This is a genomic window from Paenibacillus sp. 2TAB26 (assembly GCF_052115145.1).
Lineage (GTDB): Bacteria > Bacillota > Bacilli > Paenibacillales > Paenibacillaceae > Pristimantibacillus.
In genome coordinates, this window is the sequence record NZ_JBFRGC010000023.1 from 53,696 (window position 1) to 77,663 (window position 23,968).

Annotated in this window: 23 protein-coding genes and 1 pseudogene; 1 reads left to right on the top strand and 23 read right to left on the bottom strand. The window is 39.9% G+C overall.

Annotation, left to right across the window (positions count from 1 at the left end; genetic code table 11):
* Positions 1-123: 123 nt before the first annotated feature.
* The 4 genes from AB4Z50_RS24770 to AB4Z50_RS24785 form a co-directional block, all read right to left on the bottom strand.
* Positions 124-846, bottom strand: a complete 723-nt coding sequence (locus AB4Z50_RS24770; protein ID WP_441883148.1) for a hypothetical protein — start codon at positions 844-846, stop codon at positions 124-126.
* Positions 847-970: 124 nt separating this feature from the next.
* Complete coding sequence (locus AB4Z50_RS24775; RefSeq protein WP_441883150.1) at positions 971-1,096, bottom strand: hypothetical protein; 126 nt, start codon at positions 1,094-1,096, stop codon at positions 971-973.
* Positions 1,097-1,232: 136 nt separating this feature from the next.
* A complete protein-coding gene (locus tag AB4Z50_RS24780) occupies positions 1,233-1,418 on the bottom strand; it encodes a hypothetical protein (RefSeq protein WP_441883152.1) in 186 nt (61 codons plus the stop codon).
* A gap of 288 nt (positions 1,419-1,706) precedes the next feature.
* Positions 1,707-2,387, bottom strand: a complete 681-nt coding sequence (locus AB4Z50_RS24785; RefSeq protein ID WP_441883154.1) for a TetR/AcrR family transcriptional regulator — start codon at positions 2,385-2,387, stop codon at positions 1,707-1,709.
* 138 nt (positions 2,388-2,525) lie between these two features.
* On the opposite strand from AB4Z50_RS24785, the gene AB4Z50_RS24790 reads away from it, so the two are divergent.
* Positions 2,526-3,878: an MATE family efflux transporter gene (locus AB4Z50_RS24790; protein WP_441883156.1), complete on the top strand. Its 1,353-nt coding sequence runs from the start codon at positions 2,526-2,528 to the stop codon at positions 3,876-3,878.
* 252 nt (positions 3,879-4,130) lie between these two features.
* On the opposite strand, the gene AB4Z50_RS24795 is transcribed toward AB4Z50_RS24790, so the two are convergent.
* From AB4Z50_RS24795 to AB4Z50_RS24885, 19 genes and pseudogenes are all read right to left on the bottom strand, one after another.
* Positions 4,131-4,898 carry an ABC transporter permease gene (locus tag AB4Z50_RS24795; RefSeq protein WP_441883158.1) on the bottom strand — a complete coding sequence of 256 codons (768 nt, stop codon included), beginning with the start codon at positions 4,896-4,898 and terminating at the stop codon, positions 4,131-4,133.
* Positions 4,899-5,660: an ABC transporter ATP-binding protein gene (locus tag AB4Z50_RS24800; RefSeq protein ID WP_441883160.1), complete on the bottom strand. Its 762-nt coding sequence runs from the start codon at positions 5,658-5,660 to the stop codon at positions 4,899-4,901.
* Positions 5,661-5,674: 14 nt separating this feature from the next.
* Entirely contained in the window at positions 5,675-6,541 is an 867-nt protein-coding gene (locus AB4Z50_RS24805) for a pentapeptide repeat-containing protein (RefSeq protein WP_441883162.1), read from the bottom strand.
* Between the two features lie 13 nt (positions 6,542-6,554).
* Positions 6,555-6,884: a PadR family transcriptional regulator gene (locus tag AB4Z50_RS24810; protein ID WP_339209247.1), complete on the bottom strand. Its 330-nt coding sequence runs from the start codon at positions 6,882-6,884 to the stop codon at positions 6,555-6,557.
* Positions 6,885-7,117: 233 nt separating this feature from the next.
* The gene (locus tag AB4Z50_RS24815; RefSeq protein ID WP_441883164.1) at positions 7,118-8,461 is read right to left on the bottom strand and encodes an FAD-binding oxidoreductase; all 1,344 of its coding nucleotides are present in this window, start codon (positions 8,459-8,461) and stop codon (positions 7,118-7,120) included.
* 331 nt (positions 8,462-8,792) lie between these two features.
* On the bottom strand, positions 8,793-9,422 hold the full coding sequence (locus AB4Z50_RS24820) for a class I SAM-dependent methyltransferase (protein WP_441883166.1): 630 nt from the start codon (positions 9,420-9,422) through the stop codon (positions 8,793-8,795).
* 47 nt (positions 9,423-9,469) lie between these two features.
* Positions 9,470-12,085 carry a phosphoenolpyruvate synthase gene (ppsA, locus tag AB4Z50_RS24825; protein ID WP_441883168.1) on the bottom strand — a complete coding sequence of 872 codons (2,616 nt, stop codon included), beginning with the start codon at positions 12,083-12,085 and terminating at the stop codon, positions 9,470-9,472.
* A gap of 410 nt (positions 12,086-12,495) precedes the next feature.
* Positions 12,496-13,101, bottom strand: a complete 606-nt coding sequence (locus tag AB4Z50_RS24830; protein WP_441883170.1) for a dienelactone hydrolase family protein — start codon at positions 13,099-13,101, stop codon at positions 12,496-12,498.
* A gap of 17 nt (positions 13,102-13,118) precedes the next feature.
* The gene (locus tag AB4Z50_RS24835) at positions 13,119-13,901 is read right to left on the bottom strand and encodes a (S)-benzoin forming benzil reductase (RefSeq protein WP_441883172.1); all 783 of its coding nucleotides are present in this window, start codon (positions 13,899-13,901) and stop codon (positions 13,119-13,121) included.
* Between the two features lie 52 nt (positions 13,902-13,953).
* Positions 13,954-14,268 (bottom strand): hypothetical protein, encoded by a 315-nt coding sequence (locus AB4Z50_RS24840; RefSeq protein WP_441883174.1) that lies wholly within the window; start codon positions 14,266-14,268, stop codon positions 13,954-13,956.
* A 936-nt stretch (positions 14,269-15,204) separates the two neighbouring features.
* Entirely contained in the window at positions 15,205-15,516 is a 312-nt protein-coding gene (locus AB4Z50_RS24845) for an ArsR/SmtB family transcription factor (RefSeq protein ID WP_339209257.1), read from the bottom strand.
* 96 nt (positions 15,517-15,612) lie between these two features.
* Entirely contained in the window at positions 15,613-16,092 is a 480-nt protein-coding gene (locus AB4Z50_RS24850; RefSeq protein WP_441883176.1) for an SRPBCC family protein, read from the bottom strand.
* Positions 16,093-16,166: 74 nt separating this feature from the next.
* Positions 16,167-17,435, bottom strand: a complete 1,269-nt coding sequence (locus AB4Z50_RS24855; RefSeq protein ID WP_441883178.1) for an FAD-binding protein — start codon at positions 17,433-17,435, stop codon at positions 16,167-16,169.
* Positions 17,436-17,869: 434 nt separating this feature from the next.
* The gene (locus AB4Z50_RS24860; protein ID WP_441883180.1) at positions 17,870-18,355 is read right to left on the bottom strand and encodes a DUF5412 family protein; all 486 of its coding nucleotides are present in this window, start codon (positions 18,353-18,355) and stop codon (positions 17,870-17,872) included.
* A 42-nt stretch (positions 18,356-18,397) separates the two neighbouring features.
* On the bottom strand, positions 18,398-19,666 hold the full coding sequence (locus AB4Z50_RS24865; RefSeq protein WP_441883182.1) for a glycosyltransferase family 39 protein: 1,269 nt from the start codon (positions 19,664-19,666) through the stop codon (positions 18,398-18,400).
* A gap of 222 nt (positions 19,667-19,888) precedes the next feature.
* Positions 19,889-20,335, bottom strand: a complete 447-nt coding sequence (locus AB4Z50_RS24870; protein WP_441883184.1) for a DinB family protein — start codon at positions 20,333-20,335, stop codon at positions 19,889-19,891.
* Positions 20,336-20,357: 22 nt separating this feature from the next.
* Entirely contained in the window at positions 20,358-20,882 is a 525-nt protein-coding gene (locus AB4Z50_RS24875) for a GNAT family N-acetyltransferase (protein WP_441883186.1), read from the bottom strand.
* Between the two features lie 642 nt (positions 20,883-21,524).
* Positions 21,525-22,466, bottom strand: a complete 942-nt coding sequence (locus AB4Z50_RS24880) for a hypothetical protein (RefSeq protein ID WP_441883188.1) — start codon at positions 22,464-22,466, stop codon at positions 21,525-21,527.
* A 259-nt stretch (positions 22,467-22,725) separates the two neighbouring features.
* A pseudogene (locus AB4Z50_RS24885) lies at positions 22,726-23,796 on the bottom strand (polysaccharide deacetylase family protein).
* Positions 23,797-23,968 lie beyond the last annotated feature (172 nt).

Below are 23,968 nucleotides of genomic sequence, written 5' to 3' on the forward strand. Positions count from 1 at the left end.
TTATTCGGTACAAATTCTTGACATAGCACATTGCTAAGTATATGTACCGAAAAAACAAAAAAACCACGATATACGTGGTTTTTAATAGCTTGTCTCCTATTTATGCATGCTCAAGAGCTTCGTTCAGATTTCTATTTTTTCAAGCTTTTCAAATACACCATCAACCCATTCTTGGTCAGCCCATAGTTTTGAATCATGAAGTTTTCTAACAGCGGGATGTCCAGTTACAATCGTATCTACACCATCTTTGTTTCCAAAGTACAAATCAACGATTTTTAATATTTTATTTTCTGTTTGAACTAACATCTTAAAGCTCATACCAGATCCTTGGTTCGAAAAAGGTAAATTTACGTAGTAGAGATTTTCATCAAGTTGCTTGAATTCTGCTTCCGCAAATTTATTTTCCAGACCGAAAATAACACTAAACTCTCCCTTTAATTCTTTTCTTTGTTCTAGCTCTAGCATTTTATTTGTGTATTTTAGAAGATTATCGTTAGATATGTAATTTTTAAATGTGACTGCTTTTTGTTCTGCAATAGCACCGGTATACAAATTCACAAAAGCTTTTCCAAATGTGACAACGGTTTCTTGATCGTCATCACTAATTTGATCCCTTTTAATTGAAAATTGCAGATTGGCTAGGTCACTTAATATTTCCGCTGCTGATTTCTCTGGTAGTTCCAAAGAAGCTTCTTCACTTGATGGTATATTATTTGAGTCAGTAATTTGACCTAATGAATCTTTCCCCTTTATTACAGGATTTGCTAGCAATCCAATTCCAACTGCTATCATAAGGACAATTGAGAAAAAAAGTAACCAAAACCTCGGTTTTCTGTAATTCAACACGTTTTTAATCCTCCCTTTTACATTCCCCTCACCAAAAGCAAGCGGACTCCCATTCAAAATATGTCTTTCGGTAGCTAGCGATAATAATGATTAACATACAGATGAACCAAAGATATGATCCAATCTATATGTAAATCTGCAATGGATTCACACTTTCCCTATTCAGAGCAGTCAGTGCTGGAAATGTCCCGCCTACAAATAAATCGACCATTTCTTTCCCACTATTAATCTGCGGACTTTGCTGAAGCATGCTCTCTTGAGGAATTGGATTCCTATCCCCATTCCTTGGCAGCAGACTAAATACACTTTCAAATATTTGATTCTAAGTGGAGGACTCTCCGTTTGTCAAGGCGGGCCGTAATTCAAACTAGGAATAGCTTCTTCTATTATTTCTTGTGCTTCAGCTTTCTTTTAATGTGAACACCGATCAAACCGATAATTATAAAGCATCCTCCCGTTACTATCATGCCGAGAAAATTAGTCAAAATTAAATCAGGATCGGGACCATTTCCTACTGGACCAATTTTAGGTTTATAAGCATCAAAATAATAAAAAACAGCCATTAAAGTCATTAGGGTACCTACTGATATATTAAATACTGATATCCATAGTTTATATTTATCTGGTTGTGTTATGAGAAAATAAATATTTTGGATGATTACGAAAGCCAAGAATATCCCTTTGTAGATCACCTTTATATCACCTATCCTCAAAATGTAATCGTACCTAATAAAACCTTTTATCAGTCACTATTGTTCGACTGTCCTGCCTGTTAGCTTAACGGGCTACCGTAAAGTTGTATATAAACCTCAATGAATCCGCCCATCCGATATCCAGATGAGGGTGTTTTACATACTGTACTACCTATCCTGATCCTTTATCACCTGCTCAATCCCCTTCAGAATCAGCTGCATGCCGAATTCAAACGCTCCGTCGGTCCCTATCAGATTGAATAGCCCATTTTTGTACATCCCTCGAAACACTCCCGCATCTGTCTCGCTCATGGCGTCCAGAAGACTTGTTATCTCTCCATCACGAAGCTCTCCCTGCTCCTCAAGCATAGTGGATAATATGCGCTGATGCTGATAATTGTCCAGAACGAAGTAGAAGACATAGTTCACCAGCGTAAGAACGGCTTGTAATTTTTGCTCTTGCTCAAGTGGCGTCGATTCCATGCAGAGCAGCATTCGGTTAGTGAACCGGATCATGTCTGGTTCGTGGGGCAGCGTCAACATCATGAGCTGCGTGGAGCAGGGATATCGACTGAGCACACTCCGTACGGTTACCGCAAATTCCGCAAGCTGCTCCCTCCAATCCCCCTCAGAGTGAAACTCCTCCAAAATGATCTTCGATACATGGTTGGCCAGGCGCTGGTAGAGATTCTGCTTGCTCTTGAAATACCAGTACAGAGAGGGAGCCTGTATGCCCATACGATCGGCCAAGCGTCTCATGCTGAATTTCTCAATGCCTTCCTCTCCAAGAAGCTCCCACGAGGTTTCCAAAATTTTATCCTCCGAAATCTGAGGCTGCTTTTTTTTCATCGGTATCCATCCTTTTATCTAACAGTGTAAGTTTATACTTTACAGGTTCATAGGTTCATGATATCATCTAACACTGTAAGATACAAACTAACACTGTTAGATTGATGGTCAAAATAAATAAAGAAAGTAGTGATTCACATGGATACAGAAAACCTCCATTATTTTGAAAAAGCACCCGTCTCAAAAGCTGTAGCTCACTTCGCTGTACCGATGATGTTAGGCATGTCAATGAGTGTTATATACTCCATCTTGAATGCCTATTTCCTTGGTACACTCCACAATACTGCAATGTTGACTGCACTCGCACTCACCTTGCCTTTATTCGCAGCGATTATGGCACTAGGCAACTTGATTGGCATCGGTAGCGGAGCCTTCATCTCTCGGTTGCTGGGTGAGAAAAAATATGATGATGTTAAGCATGTATCTTCATTTGCCTTTTACAGTAGTTTAGTTCTCGGTCTTATCGTGATGGCCGTTAGTCTCCCGTTGATTGATCCAATCGTTCATGGCCTGGGGGCAACGCCTGACTCCTTCGGATTTACAAAGGACTATGTCACGATAATGCTTATTGGCTCACCAATCGTCGTATTGTTCTTCACGCTGGAGAATATTGTGCGCTCGGAGGGGTCAGCTACCACGTCGATGATCGGTATGATTATCAGTGTTGTCGTAAATATTATTCTAGATGCGCTAGTCATCTTCGTTTTCCATTGGGATGTAATCGGCGTTGCGTCTGCTACAGTCATTTCTAATTTGGTTGCGAGTATATACTACGCCTTTCATATAAGATATAAAAGCCAATTTTTGACCATTTCTATAAAATGGTTTAAGGCTACCAAGGACATTCTAAGCAATGTATTCAAAATCGGAGTTCCCGTTTTTGTTATGAGTATCTTCATGGGAGCAATGTCACTCATCTTTAACCATTTTCTTGTTGAATATGGGGAGCAAGCTATAGCGGGGTTCGGAATTTCATCGCGATTGCTGCAATTTCCAGAGTTTATTCTGATGGGATTATGTGAGGGAGTTGTGCCGATGATTGCTTTCTCTTTTACAGCGAATAAATTACGCATGAAGCATACCATTACATTCACAATTAAAGTGGTTGTTGCGTTAGCAGTCGTGTTCGGAGTTATCGTCTATCTGATTTCCGACCATTTAATTGGTTTATTTACGAATGACCCGCAATTAATTGAAATGGGCAGCTACATTCTGCATGTGACGTTCTTATCCTTGTTTATTACAGGAATGACCTCGTTGTTTACGGGAATCTTCCAAGCAACAGCGCAAGGAACCGCCGCGTTTATTATGTCAATAATTCAAGGAATTACTCTGATTCCTGTGTTATTTATAGCTAATCGCTTGAATGGCTTTCATGGGGTGGTCTGGTCGCTTGTCATAGCGGATGCCGTCGCGTTCCTTGTTGGAGCCATCATGCTGTATGTCCTACGGAACAAATTGCAGCCGGATTTGGAAAGTTTAGTGCACTAGTAACGAATAAGACGTATGAGGCAGGATAAGGGCACTCCCTGATCTTGCCTTTCTTCGGGTCAAACCGTTTTCCACCGCGAACTAGATTAGCTCCTTGTTCTTATGCTCGAATTGCTTTACTAGTTCATCTGTTGAGAATAACTGATCCAAAGACGGATAAAACTTTTTTCGGTCCAGCATAATGATAAAAGAACATCTTCATAAAAAAGAATAAACCCAGTACCGATACAGTACTGGGTCGCATTTCTTCATTTAAAACCGCTTTTTATAAACCCTCATCGCAAAGAAGTAGGCTACAAACAAGATCCCTACGCACCACGCAAGCGCAATCCATAATTCATTGCCCACCGGTTGGTTTGAAAGCAACGCGCGAATGGCTTCAACGATTGAGGTTACCGGCTGATTTTCAGCAAAGGCACGAACGACCGAAGGCATCGATTCAGTCGGCACAAATGCCGAGCTAATAAACGGAAGGAAGATGATCGGGTAGGAAAAAGCGCTTGCCCCATCCACCGATTTTGCCAATAATCCTGCAATGGCAGCGACCCAGGTTAATGCCAGCGTAAACAGCATGAGTATGCCAGCTACTGCTAGCCAGTCTAGTATCCCGGCCGAAGAACGAAAACCCATAATCAACGCTACGAGAATGATAACGACAACCGAGATAGCATTGGATACTAGTGAGGTCAACACATGCCCCCATAGTAAGGTGGAACGCGAAATTGGCATGGAATGAAACCGCTCGAAAATACCTCGCTGCACATCGGTAAACAGACGAAATGCCGTGTAGGATATCCCGCTAGCAATCGCAATGAGCAGTATTCCGGGCAATAGATAATTAACGTAGTTATCCGTACCGGTTTGAATTGCACCGCCAAACACATAGACAAACAGCAGCATCATCGCAATCGGAGTGATACAGACCGTGACGATGGTGTCCATACTACGGGAAATATGGCGCATGGAACGTCCGAGCATAACACCCAAATCGTTAAAAAAATGTTTTTTTACCGTCTCCATTTATGCTCCCTCCTTCTTGCCAATAATGGAGAGGAATATCTCTTCCAATGTCGGCTGCTTCTCAATATATTCCACTTTCGTTGATGGAAACATCTTTTTTAGCTCCAAAAGCGTGCCGCTGGCGATGATTTTACACTTGTGCAGAATCGCAATTCGGTCAGCGAGCTGTTCCGCCTCTTCCAAATACTGCGTAGTTAGGAATACCGTAGTGCCGCTGTCTGCAAGCTCCTTCACGATCTTCCAAACCTCGATGCGTGCCTCGGGATCAAGGCCAGTGGTCGGTTCGTCGAGGAAAATAACCTGCGGTTTCCCTACAAAGCTCAATGCGATGTCGAGCCTGCGGCGCATCCCACCCGAATAAGTAGATACCCTGCGGTTGGCGGCGTCTGTCAGGCCAAAGCGTTTAAGCAAGTCATCCGCAACTTGCCGCGGATTACTCAGGTATCGCAGTTTGGCAATCATGATTAGATTTTCCCGTCCGGTCATTAGTTCGTCTACAGCGGCAAATTGTCCGGTTAAACTAATCGCCTGCCTCACATGATCAGGTTTGGACGCTACATCAAATCCCTCAACGACGGCGGTTCCACTGTCTTGTTTGAGCAGCGTAGTCAGGATTTTGACAACCGTCGTTTTACCTGCCCCGTTTGAACCGAGCAGTGCAAAAATACTGCCCTTTTCCACCTCGAAATCTACTCCCTTAAGGACGGCAAGCTCTTTGTAAGACTTTTGCAGACCTATAACTTGAATTGACTTATTATTCATACTGTTTCCCCTCCTTATCGAACTGTAACTTTAGACAATTCGGCTCCCATACCTTTAAGCGCAGCATAGGTCAGCTTATCCATGACTGCTTCGTCAAAGCAGATGGTTTTGATGGAGCGGTAATACTTATTAGTCAAGGAAAAAAATGCTTGAAAAGAAACATTCTTGAGTGTAGCACCCTTAAACGAAACTTCATTTATAGCAGACTTGTCAAACTTAACGCCGATAAAGGTTTGCCCGTCAAGACACAGCCCACTCAGGTCACAATATTTGAAGTCCACGCCGTCAAAGATACAACCTTCAAAAATTGTTTTTTTAAGGTCGATCTTGTTTAGCGTGACGTCGGTCAGTTTTACGCCTGTGAATTTTGCTCCTTCCATCCCCGAAATGCTGAAGTTGGTGCGTACAAGGATCGATTTATTGAAGCTCGCATTGGAAAGATCATTGACAGATAGGGTACAGTCGGTCAGATTTGCGCCGTTAAAATTGGCTTCACGGATGTCGCTGCTCTTAAAGGTGCTTCCGGTCAAGTCTGCACCTGCAAAGTCAGAGCCGTGTAATGCACTCGATGTGAAATTTCCTTTATGCGCAATAACACCTGCAAAGTCACTCTTTGGCAAATTGCTCGCGCTAAAGTTTGTCAGTACTTGCCTCTCCAGCGAGCGGGAGAGATTGGCGACTTCCAGTATCGTTTCCTCGATGTCGCCAATGCTCTCAATGGTCTTATTAAACGCTGTTTCATCGTCTTTGCCCTCGGCTTTAAGTTCACGGTACCTCTCCTGTAAATCGGAGAGCAGGTCGGCTTTTAATTCGGTGACGCTTTTCACCCCATCGTATGGCGTAAAAACGTCGTTCAAATAATTCGTCAATTTCTGATTCATCACATCAAACCTCCTATAGTAAGTTTTCAAGCACGCGTTTTGCATACTCCCAGTTGCTATTGTTGCGGGCATATGTTTCCTTGCCCTTCTCGGTAATTCTAAAATATTTGCGCCGTCCGCCCTGTGATTCATCGCCCCAATACCACTCGATATCACCGTCTGTCTCAAGACGTCTGACACTGGAATACATGGTCGCTTCTTTTAGTTCATACTCACCGCCCGAGCGCTCCGCGATCAATTTGACAATTTCGTATCCATAGCGATCATCTTCGGATAATAGTCGCAATATCATCGTATCGGTATGTCCGCGCAGCAGGTCGGATGTAATTTTGTTCTCACTCATTTAATCACCCCGCTACTGTATAATACGACATACTACTATGACTGTCAAGGTACTATTTTAATCAAATTACTTTCTCTGTGGTTACGGAAGCCTAGCCCTATCGATTTTAGTTGTAAAATGAAAAATGAACCCAAGGTTCCCCTTGGGTTCACGCGATTAGTTACCATGGCATGTGACATGATATCCCCCACAACTTAACTGTGAGAAAGTACCTTATTTCAATTCATTCTCATTCAAGCCGGTGGAATACTTTGAGGATTGTTGAACACATTATTTGGATCATACTTAGCTTTTACTCTACGCAGCCTAGGAAAGTTTTTACCATAATAAACAGGACCAGAACATTTGATACCTTGGTCTGGTACATTGATATAGGAACCTACGATATATGGCTGCAGCTTATGCCTTGTGTTCCGTGCTAAGGCAATATTTTTAGCGGCATGAGATGGCTTAACCCATGAGCTGTTCCATTCGACATAAAATTTGGCTTTACGCCAGTAGAATGCTGTGGCTTTAGGTGCGATACGGCTTATGGCACCACCCCAGTTAAGGAAGAAGAAGCCGGCCGGAGTCCCTCCCTCAGCGTTTTCTAGAAACTCGCGCATAACTTTATAGGCTTTATCTGGAAAAGGACGTCTGCCGAAGCCGCTGGAAAACTGGTTGCTGAACTTTTGTGTCAGCACTGGATCAGGAGCTAACAAAAACTTTGTAGCTTCAAGATATGGTAACAATCGGATGGTTTTTTTTGTAGGCGTCCCCACGCTTAAAATAGGCTCTAATTGACGCAGGGCTTCCGTTTTAGATCCAAGAAACAGACCGATCATGCTAACATTTCCACCCTTTTTGGGTCCAACATTTAATTCGCTGCCCAATCTGGTGCTGGCATTAGGAGCCCAGACTTGCCATTTCTTTACGACTTTTTCGAACTGCTCCCATGGCCACGTTACGCTGAAGACGGTAGCTTTGGCTGGAGCACGCAGTACTTTGAATTTGTATTTTGTGTATACGCCAAAGTTACCGCCTCCTCCACCGCGGGAAGCCCATAGGAGATCGGAATTGCGTTTTTTATTTGCCCGGATTACTCTTCCCTTAGCGTCAACCATTTCTAGTCCGATGAGATTGTCGCTAATGAGGCCAGTCGTTCTTTGGAGCGGACCAATCCCTCCGCCAAGTGTAATTCCACCGATTCCAACCGAAGGACTATCACCAAACGGTGCGATAAAACCTTGTCTTGCCAATTTGTCTACGACTCTTCCTACCCGATTGCCTGACTCAACCACAACAGTTCTGCACTTTTTATTCAACTTGATTTTCTTCATCTCGCTAACATCGATGACAATGCCTCCGTTAACTTGAGAAAGGTTGGTCTCCAAGGCGTGCCGTCCACTTCTCGGGCGAATAGGAACATTATTTTTGCGAGCCCATCTTATAGCGTTTGCAACATCCAGTGTTCTTTGGGCAAAAACAAAAACTTTTGGAAATCTGTCGGTATGAGGATCCCAATTCTTACGAGCCGCTTCATAACCAGGGTTTCCCTTGAAAATCACTCGCCCCGTAAGTTTTGTTATTGATTTCATGTATCCAACTCCTTTATCCATTTCTCCCGCAATTTAGACAGTTGCCATGTATCGTATGAAGGGTTTAACCAGTTGGTATGGACTACTGCTGATAAAGTATATATAAAGAAGATCTCGAATGATCATGGTTTTCATTATTTGTCTTTACAAGTGCATGAATGTTGAACTGATATTTGTATTCCAAACTAAAAAAAGTGACAGTCATGGACCATTAAATAATGTCCTAGACTGTCACTTTTTGATTGAACTAATGACTACTTTTTCGTAATCAGAGGAGTGTTTTTTTCTTTAAGCTATGTTTTAGATCGTGTTGAAAAATATATGATTATGTTTACGATGTTTTCTTGCACTTTATAATTAAAAAATGGATTGGAAGTGCATTTTTCGTGTTCTTATTTGGCTCGTCAATTTCTGAAATCTCTACTAGTCCATATTTTTCAAAATCTTGTTTTATGGAATCATCATCATAAAAATACATTTTTACACCTTCCATAATCTCGAAATAGTCTTTATCCAATTGTTTGCCCTTTCCAAACATTGGGGCTTTTTGTGAAACCGTTGTAAAAACCAAATATCCATTTGGCTTTAACTGATCATAACAATCTTGAATAAACTTTTCTCTCTCGCTATTATCCAATAAGTGAATAAGCGCATGACTGAATATACCATCATAGAGCTTGTTATCAAAGGGCATATCCGTTACTGAACCATGTAAAATACTAATATCAAGCCCGTTTTCCTTCGCCAAATCAATCGCTGTTTTTGAAATTTCTATACCTGTTACATTTATTCCATTGTCAATAAAAACCTTTGCATTTCTGCCATAACCAATACCTGGAATCAGTATGTCCTTAACATTCTTTTCAAGGAAAAAGTCCTTTGTTGCGATTGCGGAGTCTGTAGGTTCAAATCCCCACATCGTTTGTTTTTCTATAAAACTTGATTCCCAAAATTCCGTCATATCTCTATCTCCTTTATGTCTTAAATTAAATGTTATCTTGCTAGCCATTACAATATTTCGATATACCCTTCAGTACCATGCACTCTTATTCGTTGTCCATCTTTTATCAATGTGGTAGCATTCTCCACCCCAACTACTGCTGGTAAGCCATACTCACGCGCGATAACTGCCCCATGAGTCATCAGCCCACCAACTTCGGTAACTAGACCTTTAATAGATACAAACAATGGTGTCCAGCCAGGGTCAGTAAAGGAAGTGACTAAAATATCTCCATCTTCTAAGTCGGCATCCTCCATACTTAAGATAACACGTGCTCGTCCCTCGATTACTCCAGAAGAAACAGGCAAACCTGCAATAGCATCGGCTGGGAGATTTTCTCGTTCATATTTCCCCGCAATGATTTCACCATCAGATGTAATAACACGTGGGGGAGTCAGCTTTTCATATCGTTTGTATTCGTCTTTTCTATTGTAGATGATCTGGTAATCCAGTATATTTGTGGCTACGATATCGCGAAGTTCTTCAAAAGTAAGATAGTATACATCATCTTTTTCATGAATAATGCCCGCTTGTACAAGCTGTTCGGCTTCTTTCAATAAAGCTTGCTTATATACGAAGTAGCGATTAATCATGCCGTACTTTGGATATTCACGATACCCGCTGAAATTTTGGATTAAGCTGATCATTTGTTTGGTCTCTACGGCTTTTTGATTACCATCCGGCAATTGTTTTAACCGGTCTAATAACTCTTGTTCTTTTTCCAAAGCTTCCTGTCGCCCTTGCTCGAATTTTCGCTTGCCAGCATTAGGCTCAAAGTTTTTGATGTTACCTAGAATCATCGGGACAAGTGTAATTGGTTTTTCACTCCAACGAGTTTTTGTCATATCGATTTCACCGGCACATCGCATCCCATATTTGTCGAGATAAACATAGATAGCGTCTTGGGTTTCTTTCCCACCATTAAGCTTAACTAGATCATCCAAAAAGTTATCTTCTTTTACATGTTGTAAATAATCAATTACTTCTGGATAAGGACGAATCACATCAGCGACATCCAATAGTGCCAGACCCATTGTCGAAGTAATATTGTTTGGTACAGATTGCGAAAGCGTATCTGCTGCGTTTTTTTCACATAACCACTTGTTCATTTTTTCATTAATCCATGATGAAGCATCCATGGCAGTCATAATTACAGCCGAACTTTGTGGGTTAAATAGAGTTTTCTTTAATTGCTGGATATCTTCTAAAATATAATCAAATAAATCTGATCCTGATTTCGTTTGGATGTTTTGTTTTAACTCTTCTATCGATGTTTGACTACTCTTAATTAAATCAGAAACGATTGTTGGGTTATTTTCGATTTGTGCTTGAATATCAGAAAACGTCTTACCTTTACTGCTCTTAATGGGACTAGGTAATTGTTTAACATCAGGTGTTGATTTTATAAAATCTTCTCGCTCTACGATAGTCATAAGCGCGTCTTTTATGAGGGGATCGGATTTTCCCAAGGCATCTATTACTATACTGCTACTGACAGGGGAAGCCAGGCTATGTGTGATATCAACAAACAACCTTCCACCAGCTGTTCGCATGGTTGCTGGGGTCGTTAACAGGTAGAAAGACAGTCCCAATGGTTTTATGGGGTCGGTCATCATTTGTTGATGACCAACAGAAACATAGACGTGATTTTCTTTATCATTCGCTTTAGGGATCGGGTATAAGGTTGTAATTGGACGACTCTGTACAATATAAAATGCATCATCAACCAAACACCATTCGATATCTTGTGGACAACCAAAATAAGCTTCGATCTGTCTTCCGATGAGTGCCAATCGTAAAATTTGTTGTTCAGTAAGTGTTTGTGTCTTCTGTAGTTCAGGATCGATTTGCTTTGTCTCTGTTCCTCCTTCTTTTAATCCATAGATAGCCACTTTTTTGGTTGCTATCCTTTTGTTGACGATTTCCCCTCCCTGTACGATATAACAATCGGCAGAAACTAGGCCAGAAACCAACGCTTCTCCAAGTCCAAAGCTGGCATCGATGGAGAGCAGCTTTCGGTTAGAGCTGATCGGATCGGCGGTAAATAAAATGCCCGAAGCCTGTGGGAAAACCATCCTTTGAACGATAACGGATAAATAAACTTGACTGTGGTCAAATCCATTTTGCATACGGTAGATTACCGCGCGATCCGTAAATAGAGATGCCCAACATTTACTGATATGCTGAATGAATGCTTCTTTGCCGATGATATTTAAATAGGTGTCATGTTGACCAGCAAAAGAAGCATGTGGTAAATCTTCAGCAGTCGCACTAGAACGTACGGCATAAGCATGTTCATCACCAAATTGTGAGAGATAGTGTGTAATTGCTTTCACAACTTCAGAAGGAATTTCTACCTCCATAATGATTTGTCGAATCTTTCTGCTGGTTTCACCAATCTGGTCTCGATCTACTGCTTTTAACGTTGTCAGTTGATTCAATAATGCATAGTACGTTTCGTTATGTTCGAAGGCTCTTTGATAAACCTCAGTTGTAACGCAAAATCCTTCTGGTACTTGAATTTCTTCGATTTTTGATAATTCCCCTAAATTCAACCCTTTTCCTCCAACGAGTGAAAATTGCGTTTTTTCCATTTCCTGAAAACCGAGAACTAAAGAACGCATTCAATATCTCCCCTATCCAATAAACTGAGAAAAAGATTTGACAAGAGCTTACCAGCATGATAAAATAAAATTGTAAGATGTAACATTTATGTTCAAATCTCTTTTCGAAGACGTGCAATGATTATATCATCGTGTTTGTTTATATGCAAATGTTTAGAACCTGATTAAATTATCCAGGTTCTTTTTTGATTTCCCTCTAACATTATCGCATTAAAAAGCAGAGCTCGTGCCGGGCTCCGTTACTTCATATCACCTTCGGGTCCTATTAGGATATGAATTGTTCTCTTCCACTCTATCGCCCCAATAATAAAATAGTTACTGTAAAATTACCGATGATAGCCCTCTTAAAGTTAAACTCCGTTAACAGGCAGTCTACAAACAACCAAATGTATTTGCTTCCTACGATGGGATCACAATCGTTCTATGTTATGGAAAAAGCCTACCATCTCAGAAAAGGCCTTTTGTGCGGATAGTTCATTGTATTTGTGAGAATACGGGTCACTGAAGCCGTGTTGTCCGCTAAATTTATGGATTTCATTCGCATCGTTTTTGCTTAAAATCGAAATTAAATCATCTACATGAAACGACAATTCTTCTTGTGGGAAAAATAATATCGTTGGACATTTAGGTAATAATTCCGTGTAGTTTCTAATGCGTGAACCATAGTATGCTGCTATCCCATCAACCTCTGCTTCCTCTGAACATAACCATGCAGTTGTTGCTCCTACGCTAAATCCGGCAAGAAAAACTTTTTTATAATTAGCCCTCTTGTCGGATACGAGATGCTTAATTTGGTTCGAAGCCTTAATAAAGCCTACATTTTCTACGAAATGACGATATGCAGTTTCCTCTTTTGCATAGTCAAAAGGTACTTCTTGTTCCAAAAGATTTGGACAAATAACATCAAAATTGTGATCCGCTAGTGATTGACAAATATGTTGCATATGACGGTTAATGCCATAGATTTCATGAATGACTATGATTAAAGTTTCAGAACCGTTAATTATGCTCATCATTATTTCAGCCGCCTTTGTTAAGTGTTTTTGTTTGGAGTGTCAACATGTTGTTGAAGCTTCGAATAGTCATAAATATCAACGATAGCACCATGTTCAAAATGCTCTATAAACAAAAACGCTATTATTTGTTGTGCGGTTTCTTCTGGTGTCGTCAGCATGCCGGCATCTTTGGCCTTTCCGAATAGCTGAGCAGATGGGAAAGCTGCTTGGTCTTGAGTTCTTGCTTCCTTTTGCAAATTCGTATCAATCATTCCTGGCCATATAGAAATAATACCGACAGGTGTTTGGGTGTGGCTTTGTTCAAGACCGACACATTGAGTGAATACGTCCAAGCCTGCTTTGGAAGCGGAATAAAGACTCATGCCAGGATGGTGATGTTTGGCTGAGGAGGATGATATATTTAAAATGCGCTTATTGCCTAAAAAGGTTTTCGTATGCTTCATAAATGTAGAAGTCAGTAAAATAGGTGCGAGCAGATTAACATGAATATTTCCTGTGATTTCGTTAACAGCAGCCGAATCAATGAATGCAACAGGAGCGATCATAGAAGCATTATTTATGAGATAAACCCTGTTGGCTCTAGACAGATCAATTTCTGAAAAAATTCGGTTCATTAACGCCTCGATTTGATTAATGTCGTGTAAATCAAATTCCAAATAGGTTATGTTCTTGCTTTTGTTTGTTAACGAATGATTTCTTTCGCGTGAAATACAAAATAAATAGTGCTCTGATGAGATAAGTTGCTCTGCAATAGCTTGTCCAATTCCTCTTGATGTGCCGGTTATTATAAAATAGTCCATAAATATGCGCCTCCAATTTTAAAGTTTTGAATTAGGAATTCAAAGATACTTTTTAATCAACTTCATCTAAATTAATATTTAATTCTATGGTCTTCCTTTCACCATTAATCGAAAATATGGTTTGAGTGTAAAGAATTCGATCTTCAGGTGTAATATTAATCATTTTGTCCTTATCGAAACTGTATACTTCATTCTTAGCTAATGATTTTGAGATACCAACAAAACTATAAATAATATCTGGGCGATTAGATCGCTCTCCGACGACTGCTCCAGTCAAAGGGTCACCATGAATGATCCCAATGGAATTATCGCCTGTATTCACCAATTCGGTGTGAATTTTAATTTTCGATGCTTCTTCTCTTTCCACTTTGACTCGAACTGTAAGGAAATCGGACGAAACCTCCTTAATTATTGACTTGTCCTCTTTGCTTTGACATCCCATTACGAACAGAAGCAATATGTACAAAATGATAATAGGCTTCAAGTAGTTCAATCCTTTCTGCTAAAGCAAGAAATGATTCTCTAATTCCAACGCTCCATTACTGGGAACAGAAAGCCGCTTAGGATTCCGAGTACGCAGTAGAAGTAATTCCATTCTAATTTGCCGACACAGAGGGAATAAATCATTGTGGAAATCATCAACCCGGTAAATGCGTGAGCAAGCATGGACGAAAATAATCTCCTTTTTTTAATTCTGAGTAACAGATCAATTAAATAAAAAGCAGGGCATAAGCACAAAAGAGTGAATATCCACAGAAATAATATCAAAAATGGCAGCAGATACATAAAGAACATCATATGGACCTCAATTAAGAAGCTCAGCGGATAAAAAAACATAAGAATCAACGAAACGACCACTGCAACCCAGAAACTATTTAATGCAGTATCATGAACTCTCTCCAATGGTGCTACACCCCCTTCATTCAAATTGAAATTTTCAAAATGAAAAATTTACTTTGTGTTATTAGTTAGCATCATGAATAAATTATTCTAATCCTCAAGGATATGAAGCGAAAATGGCTAAAAAAGTGTTATTGTATCCTGAATTATATCCCCATTCCCATCGTAATGAATAGTTCTATCATTAATAGTACCCCGTCAGTTTTCTCGCTCTACTTCTTTTCAGATAAAAAAAAGCAGACCGCCGAAGCGCCTGCTCATCCACAATTATCATTGTTCTTAGCTTTCCGTTAGTTCAATAAAAATCTATTTAGAATCTCTGTCTTCATCTATGGTGTAACATAGAAAAAGCCAGGATAATCTCCTGACTTTATCATGGTCAATGTAAGTTCTGATCAAGTATCTATTCTTCCTCTTGATCAAGGAAGGACTGGAGATCGTCAAGCTTGCTGGACCAGAAATGACGATATGACTCCAGCCACTTATCGACTTCTTGAAGCGGCTCTGGGCGTAAGGAATAGATGTTTTTTTGGGATACAGATCGTACCTCAACCAATCCAGCTTCTCTCAATACTCTTAGATGCTTAGAAACGCCCGGTTGACTCAATTGACACTTATCTACAAGTTCCCCAACTGATCGCTCGCGAATGCGCAATAGATCCAGCATAGACCGTCTGTGCGGTTCCGACAAAACTTCAAATATATTATTACTCATCACTTGGTCCTCTCCACTCGAATGCGCAACCGACAATGGATTTTAATTTGATGTGCTAATCGCTCCAAGAGCATCAGCATTGTCTTCCTTTACAACTCAATTCAATATCGAATCATATTTCTTGCGCAACTCTTTAAAAAGATCCGAAGGGAAGTCGACATGCTTTTCATGAAGAATCATATCAATCATGTCTAGATGCACATGCCAGCCTGCCAGAAAATCAGCAACTTCAGCGGGTTCGTAAAACGTATGAGTCAGGTGAAGATGGCATCCTTTATCATCGTCATGCAGTTCCCATCGAACCACTGATTCTCCTGAAGACTTCTCTATCCAAGTGTACTCGAGCTCATTTGGGGGATTGACCATAGTGAACTTTCCATGTACCAGATCCCCATTCTCCCAACGAAATGTAATCTTTCCGTTAACGATCAAATCAAATTCAGCATGCGCAGTTAACCAATTGACAATCTGATTGGGACTAGTTATCGCCCTCCATACTTTTTCTATCGGATGATTCAGGTAACGCTCGAACCGAACCACACTTCTTCCTTCATATTGCAGAAGTTTACCGTCCATTCAATCCCCTCCAAAGTTATAATTTCCATATTATATTATATACATTACCATATGGTTATATAACTGTAAAGGAATTAATGTTTCTCTATAATGTAGTTTTTCAAGAAGTCGTTGCAAAACTTTCTTTGAGGGTCGTTTTGAAGTAGTAATTGCCGAAAGTCAGGTAACTTCTCATATAATGATTGAAGATGGGCAGGCGGCGTGGCAAACAGCTTTGCCCAATGTGGGCGAGCATGGAAAGGCGCAATTTGTTCCTCGATCATCGGAAGGATTTGTCGGACCGCCTCCCAATCCGCCTTCCATGTAAAGTGAAAAGCAACGGATTCCTGCTTATAACAAGGACTCATCCACAAATTGTCTTCTGCAATCGTACGAACTTCTGACACATAAAGATGTGGCGATATGAAATCACGTATCCGGTCAATCGCACATAGTGCTTGATAGGCATCTTTGCGCGGCACAAAATATTCACTCTGTAGTTCCTCTCCGGCACTTGGCGTGAAATCCATGCGGAAGTGCGGTAGCCTTTCATGCCATGGCCCCGGAATACCAAGCTGCTCACTGCAATTCTCTGCAGAATAACCTGGCACTGGATGTCGTGGTACACTTGCGAGCTTGGCGCCAAAAAATTCAGATTCCACTTCAGCGTGTTCAAGATCTGGTAACTTACGCTTTTGCCAGACTTGATTGAATGTAGACGTTTTCCAATCCGTAAAAAGACTAACACTATAAGCGCTAGAGAATATTTCGTCAAAATGGTCTTTAAGTTGAACTAAAGGCAAATGATCAAATACATATTGACTCATCTGGAATGTGGGGATTATATCTAGAGTGATTTTCGTAATAACCCCGAGCCCTCCAAGCCCCACTACCGCCCCAGCAAAAAGCCCATCTTGTTGATCACGGGAGAATACGACCTTATTCCCATCCGCTTTGACAACTTCCATGGAATGAATCGCCGAAGCAAGATTAGCATTCTGGTCACCGGAACCATGTGTGGCCGTTTGGCATGCGCCTGCTATTGTAATATGGGGCAACGACGCCAAGTTGTGCAAAGCATAACCGAATTCATACAGATATTGACACAGATCTCCGTATCTAATACCTCCCTCGACTGTAACCTTATTGTGTCTAGTGTCTAATGCAATGATTCGGTTAAACTTTTGAAGAGAGATGAGGTTTTCGTTACAATCAGCGATTCCATTGAACGAATGACGAGTGCCAAGTGTCTTAATTCGATTGCTACGTGCTACTATTTCTTGTATTTGCTCCAATGTTTCCGGAACATGGAGTTCCGATGCGCTATACCTATAGTTACCTGCCCAATTTCGATTATTTTCCATAAACATATACCCCCACTACATCTGATGAAAGATTTTTCAAAAATATCGATATGTTATAAAAACATTCTATATATTTTGGAAGTATCCTGCACGGAGAGTAGTTCTGGTGAACATTACATCAATTTTACCTGTAATGCCCCTAGGTCTCTCATGCTTATCTATGTTCCTAAAATATCTATTTTCATTAAAGGATTAATGAAATAGCAAACGATTTGTAAAAAATGCTTTACCAATTAAAAAGCAGCTATAGAAAAAACTAAAGGTACAACTCCTCATATTTTTAGAGGGGCTGTACCTTTTCTCATAATAATTTGAGCCTTAAGCATTGGTGTACCGTTTGCAACATGAAGTATGCTAAATACTAAAACCATAATTAATCAAGCCAATGTATCTTAACAATCGTAATTTCAAATTGTGGAGTTCCGTGTCTCTTTTCAGAAACCAATCATTTTAAGAATAAATGGCACCTGAATGTCATCGGCCTTATAACAATTTTCAAACTTTCCTTTTAACAATAGACTTCGACATGCTGCTCCAGATTCTTCATAAATATCGGACTTCACATTTAACTCTATATTCCTATGGTCATTATATTCTGGACTTTCATTTTTAATTTTAAGAACTTCTGCGGATTTCCAATTCATAGAAAAAATGTCTTTATGATTGCTTGAATAAATCGTTTTTTTCTTGCCCGTTTGGGTTTCTTCAACCTCGACAATATACAAAACGACACCTGCTGCGCCACCATAAGGGATATAATATGCACTTGCATTATATTCGCCATTCGGAGATTTGGTCGGACCACTAAATATGACAGCATTATTATTAAGAGCTTGAAAACTATAAAAATATCTATTATATCCTATTAATAATAAAATACTGATTGCTATAAATAGCATGAAAGCATATCTTTTTTTCATAAAGCCTCCCATCCATTTCGATTCCCGTGTGTGTTGAAGCCTTTAAAGGTTGGCAGTGACATGATTTTTCACACTCGTACTTTGATACTTTGCAATCGCCCAGTCGATAAAAAAACCTGCGCTCATAAAGAAAAGAAACACATTTGGGTAACCATACCTATTGAATGCGACAAAGGGAATATAGATCACAGTAAAGTAAGCCAATGAAAGCAATAAAAACAAATAAGCAATCTCCTTTTGCCGGAAGGCTCGCTTAAGCGTAATCAGTAAACCTGCTGCTCCCAATAGCATAAATACGACATGATAGATGCCCGCGATCCAAATATTTACACCAAATACCGTTTTCCAATAATAAGGAGCCGCATATAATCCAAATACTTTATCAATCGTATACCATTTCAAGTATTTTAATGGTTGATTTTTAAAGCCGAAGCTTACAATTTTTTGTGCCGTTTCGGCTTGAGCAGAGTCTGAGCCTGCAAATAGATTTTCACTGATGCCCTCGTATTCTAGATGGGTGTCGAAGAAGGCCTTTGAAGGTACGTCGTTGTTAATAAGAGCGCCTAATAACATCGGATTGCCTGCTGACTGTGTGAATGGAATCAATTTATCAAATGTGACGTAATTCCGTATCCACCATGGAGATAGCAAAAGGATCATCGTTAACGAAATAACTGCAGTATACTTCACTATAATTTTCCAAGATATCTTTTGCACAAGCCATAAAATGAACCAGACAACGGGAAAAAGCACCGCATGCGGTTTGAAATAACATGCTAGCCCAACAATAGCTGCCGAAATAATATAATACCTCGTTTCCTGTCTCCTTAAAGCAAGAAGGCTAAAGCAAATAAGCAATATGAACAGCGTGCGGAACATTGTCTCCGACAAAATGGCGCCTGAAGAAAAATAATCGGGCAAATAAAGTGCAGTTGCGATGCTGGCTATTATAGCAGCTCTACTATTAAACAGCTGATTAGCCGCAATAAAAATCAAATAAATCGAGAACGCCTGCAGGGCTGCCATTAGGACTCTGAATGCCACAACCCCACCATCTCCTTGTCCGAAGATGAGCATGAGACCAGCCAGTACAACTGGCATTCCTGGCATGATGAAAGCAGACGGCTCATCGCCGCTGTTATAAGCAATCGTGTGCTTATTCAATAAAATTTTAGCGCTATTTATATATTTGACGTCGTCATTATTTTGTTTATTATATGACCCAATGAGAAAGTGATCGCCATACAACAGAACAGATGCGGTGCTAATCGAAAAAACGAGAATGATAATAATGAATAAAGTAGTGCGCATAGGACGAGTGACATGATTAAGTTTAAACAGGATTTACACACCTTTCTCTTACAAAAACGAGGGGTACAGACCTTCTTCATCATATATCACTATGACCAAGTATTGGAGCCATACGAACCTTTGTATTAATAAATAATAAAGAGCAGCTGCCATGGCAAACTGCTCCAGAACTAAAGTATAACTATCGTTTACCTGTAATTCAAATCGTAACTATTGATATTTCTATCTCACAAAAGAAATATAATCAATGTTGACGGGTTCAAAAGCATTTGCTCGAATTTGTAAATTAATTTGTCCTCGATGATACTGACCATGTAGTGCTACATGAGTTAAAATATCTCGTGTGGAAGTTATAAACTCTTTACCTTTACTGTTTGAATATGAAACTAAGTTATCTAAGTCAGCATTTGTGATTTTAGTGAGAATATTTTTGAAGCTTTCTTCATTTTGTTTAATAAGTGTTGCACAGGATTCTAGATCACCATCTGACCAGATAGGCATTTGTGAACTGTCCATTCCTTGTATTCTAGCAATCCAAACTTGTTCGGCATATAGAATATGAGAAAATAACCGCACCAGTTGATCCTCGACTTCTACATTTTGCAAAGTTTCTAGAATACGTTGATTTGCCCAGTTTAGATGTTCATACATCTTTTGAATTGTTTTCATTGATTCCATCCTTTCATTAACTTCACTTTATCAAAGAGTAAATGTTTGTATCATAGGCAACACCATTTTGATACATATAGTTTTTCAAAATCCCTTCTTTTTCAAAACCTAGTTTTGTTAATATTTGATTGGATTTTTTATTTTCAATAAAAACAATCGCGCCAATTCGTGTTAACCCAAGTTTGCTAAAACCATATGCTATAACTTTTGAAATGGCTTCTGTTGCATATCCATTTCCCCAATAATCAGGATGAAGCTCATAGCCTATCTCAGCTCTCTTATGTTTTAAAGACAAAACATTAAAACCGATGGTCCCGATCATTTCTTTTTTACCTTTTATTTCAATTCCCCATCGAATGCCTCGATTTTCTTGGTAGCTTTTCGCGAAAAACGCAATGAACGGTTCTGCTTGTTCGATATTTGTTAACGTATCTTGTCCATAATATCGTGTCACATCATGATTGGAAAAGCAATGAAAGATGCTATGAGCATCTTCTTTAACGATTTCTCTCAATTGCAATCTTTCTGTCTCTAGAATCGGAAACACTTAATCACTCCATTTTTAAATTTTAATATGTATTCCTATTAAATGGTTAACGCAGCAGTGATTGCTCATGCTTCGGATAATATTCAAAAACAAATATTTCCAATCCCTCATGAAGTCACTTTGATAAATTCTATTGTAAAAGCAAATCTGTTCATTCCAGAAATCTACAGCGTTGCATTTGTATTTACCTAAAATGAATGATGGATAATTATGGACTGAACTAGCCATAATGCTTATTTTATTTGTATCTTGTTGGTCAATCACATGTATTAAATTTTCTATTATGTATTTAATTGAACCTATGCTCTGATATACCCTTTCTATGTTATGAAGCCTATTGTACAACCTTATTCTTTTGAGTTTTGAGATAATAGTTGCTTTGTATCGAGGATCTTCAATTAAATTCAATTCATTTAGTAACCTCTTTATTGAGCGAAAATTAAATTTGGTTTCTTTATGTAACCAGCATCGATATTTGAGTAAAAGTTGAAAAAGTAAAGGGTTCGTTGGATCAGTCCTAATAAAGATGAAAAGATAAGTCAATGAATCCATTACTTTTGCAGCATACATCTTCTCAAAAATGATAATCACCTGCTTAGTAGGAATTCGATAATCTCGAGTCCTTTGAGAAAGACCGGAACTTCACAAAATGAGCCTGTCCAGACCAATTGCACTAATCAAAAGCCGCTCTTTCCTGCTGCCTAACATATTTTGTGTCCAATCTACAAAACCGCCATCGCCAATAAAATACTCCGTTTCGCCTATTACTGTTTTTAATGTGAATTGTAATCCTTTGTAATACTGGTTTTCCATATTCGGCTCACCTGTACTTACCGACACATTCAATGACAATTCATTTCCATGTTTTATAATCCTTGAGACTAAGCCAGCCGAATCTTTGTAACCACTGCGTTCACTTAAAATGATCTCGATGTCAGACCCAAACAGCGTTTTAAATATAATTTGGTATACTTTTATATGCTCCCATAATGATTGTTTTTCGAAGCTATAGGAACCTTCATCTAATCCAGACGTCACCATACAAAATAAATGGAAATGAGGCAGCATCCCTGGATCATCTCCAAAGAATTGCGCTCGGACATGCCTATGGGTGGTACAGAAGCGAATAAAATTATCTCTCTTATCATTTGAATCAATGGTTTTAAGTAAATTACTGATATGCAGGGCTAAGAGGTTGGTTGCATCTGATACAACCTCCGTTCCTCTTAACGCGGAAATTGCTTTGTTTTGATCAACTGTTCCTAGCACAGAAGCACAGCCCAATGGTGCTACGGGAGATAGTTGAATTGGCGAAAAAGAATGTTTTGAAGCAATATCTAAAACATCCAACTCCATCCTCTTAAGCAATAGCACATCGACGTCAGCTGGGTGTACAAAACGGTTATTCTTGTATCTTTTAAGTAGATCATTTGGAGAAGATGTCTTTGTTTTCTCGCTGAATACTTTTAAGAGAAGTGAATTCAAGTCACTGGAGGATATCCGATCAACTAAAAGATTAATTAAATCAGCTTGATCAAGTTTTCGCAGTATTCTTTCAAGATCGGCTGTAAGGGTAGTTTCCATTAACTTCACTCTCCTTGACCTCATTCTATTGGTTATTAATGGATAATTATATGGGGTGACATTACTTTAGGTCAAGAACTAAACCAATATTATAAATAATCAATCTTTTAGCTTGAAAAATGACGTAAAGTTTTCTTCTGTATTTCAACAGGGCTACTCACAAAAATCCCGACGGAGAAGATCCCGCCGGGATTAAGTGGCACATACGATTTGAATTTAAATCAATAACTAAATCGTATCCTTTACTGGTTCGAGTTATTTACTGAATTTCCAAATAATCAATGTAAACATCCCATGTCCCGTTATCGGAGGTGCAAACGAGCTCAATTTCTTGATTACCGGTTCCATGGCTGACATTGCTTATGGTATAGACTGCGGGACTACTGCCTCCGAAGTAGAAGGTCCCCTTCGTCACCCCGCCTATTTTCAAGTCAACTCTGGCCATATTGGAGTTATTTGAAGCACCACGGAGTGAGAAACTATGAGTTCCGCTCGTGAAATTCTGTGTGTATTTGACCAAATCATTGTTGGCGTATAAAGCAACACCAGAGAATGGCGAGCTGATATTTCCGGTGTACTGACCAACTTTGGTCATGCTTTCGGCTTCCTTTTTTGTACTTGTGCTTGGAGGAGTAGTTGTACCGCCACCGTCAGGCGCAACCGCCCGGCCGGTGCTTGTTGAAATCATACCAGGGCAAAGTCCCCGGCTCTTAAGGTTCTGAGCAATCTGGGGAATCGCTTGGAGCGTAGTCTGGTATTGATCATGCATCAGGATGACATCGCCGTTCTGCAGTCTGCCCGCAGCGGCTACGATCTGTGCAGTGGTAGCGCCATTCCAGTCCTGTGAGTCAACGTTCTAAAGCACCTCGGTTAGACCATTTTGACTCTCGATTGACTTCAAAGTTGCGTTAGTTTCGCCGTACGGCGGGCGGAACAATTTTGGTGCAGCTCCGGTAGCTGACTGGATCGCTTGTTGTGTCCGCGTAATCTCAGATGACATCTGCGAGCTGCTCAATGTGGTCATGTGAGGATGTGTATAAGAGTGGTTTCCAACCCACATGCCCGCATACACTTGGTCCCGCACGAGTGACGGGTTATTTTGTGCGTTTTGCCCAAGGTTGAACATCGTTGCACGCAAACCGGCCTGCTTCAGAGCATTGAGCAGTGATGTAGTGTTACTGGCATTTGGGCCATCGTCGTATGTCAGACCTACATATCCATTCGGGCAGTTGGCATCGGCTGCACTGGCAATAGGCATTATCGGGGTGGAAAACAACGAACTGAAGAGTGCTAGGGCCGCTGCCCCTTTTATTAGTTTTGCTTTGAACATGGTAGTACCTCCTCGTATTAAAATACGAGTATGGTTGTTCGCGCCACTCCGTACAGCTTAACTCTCTCTACTAGATTCGGGGTTTGACAGAATATCTAAATAGTATAGCTAAGCGTCCTATGTCCCGTCATCTGAGGTTACAATTATTTCATCTGTATTCCTCCTCTTTTTT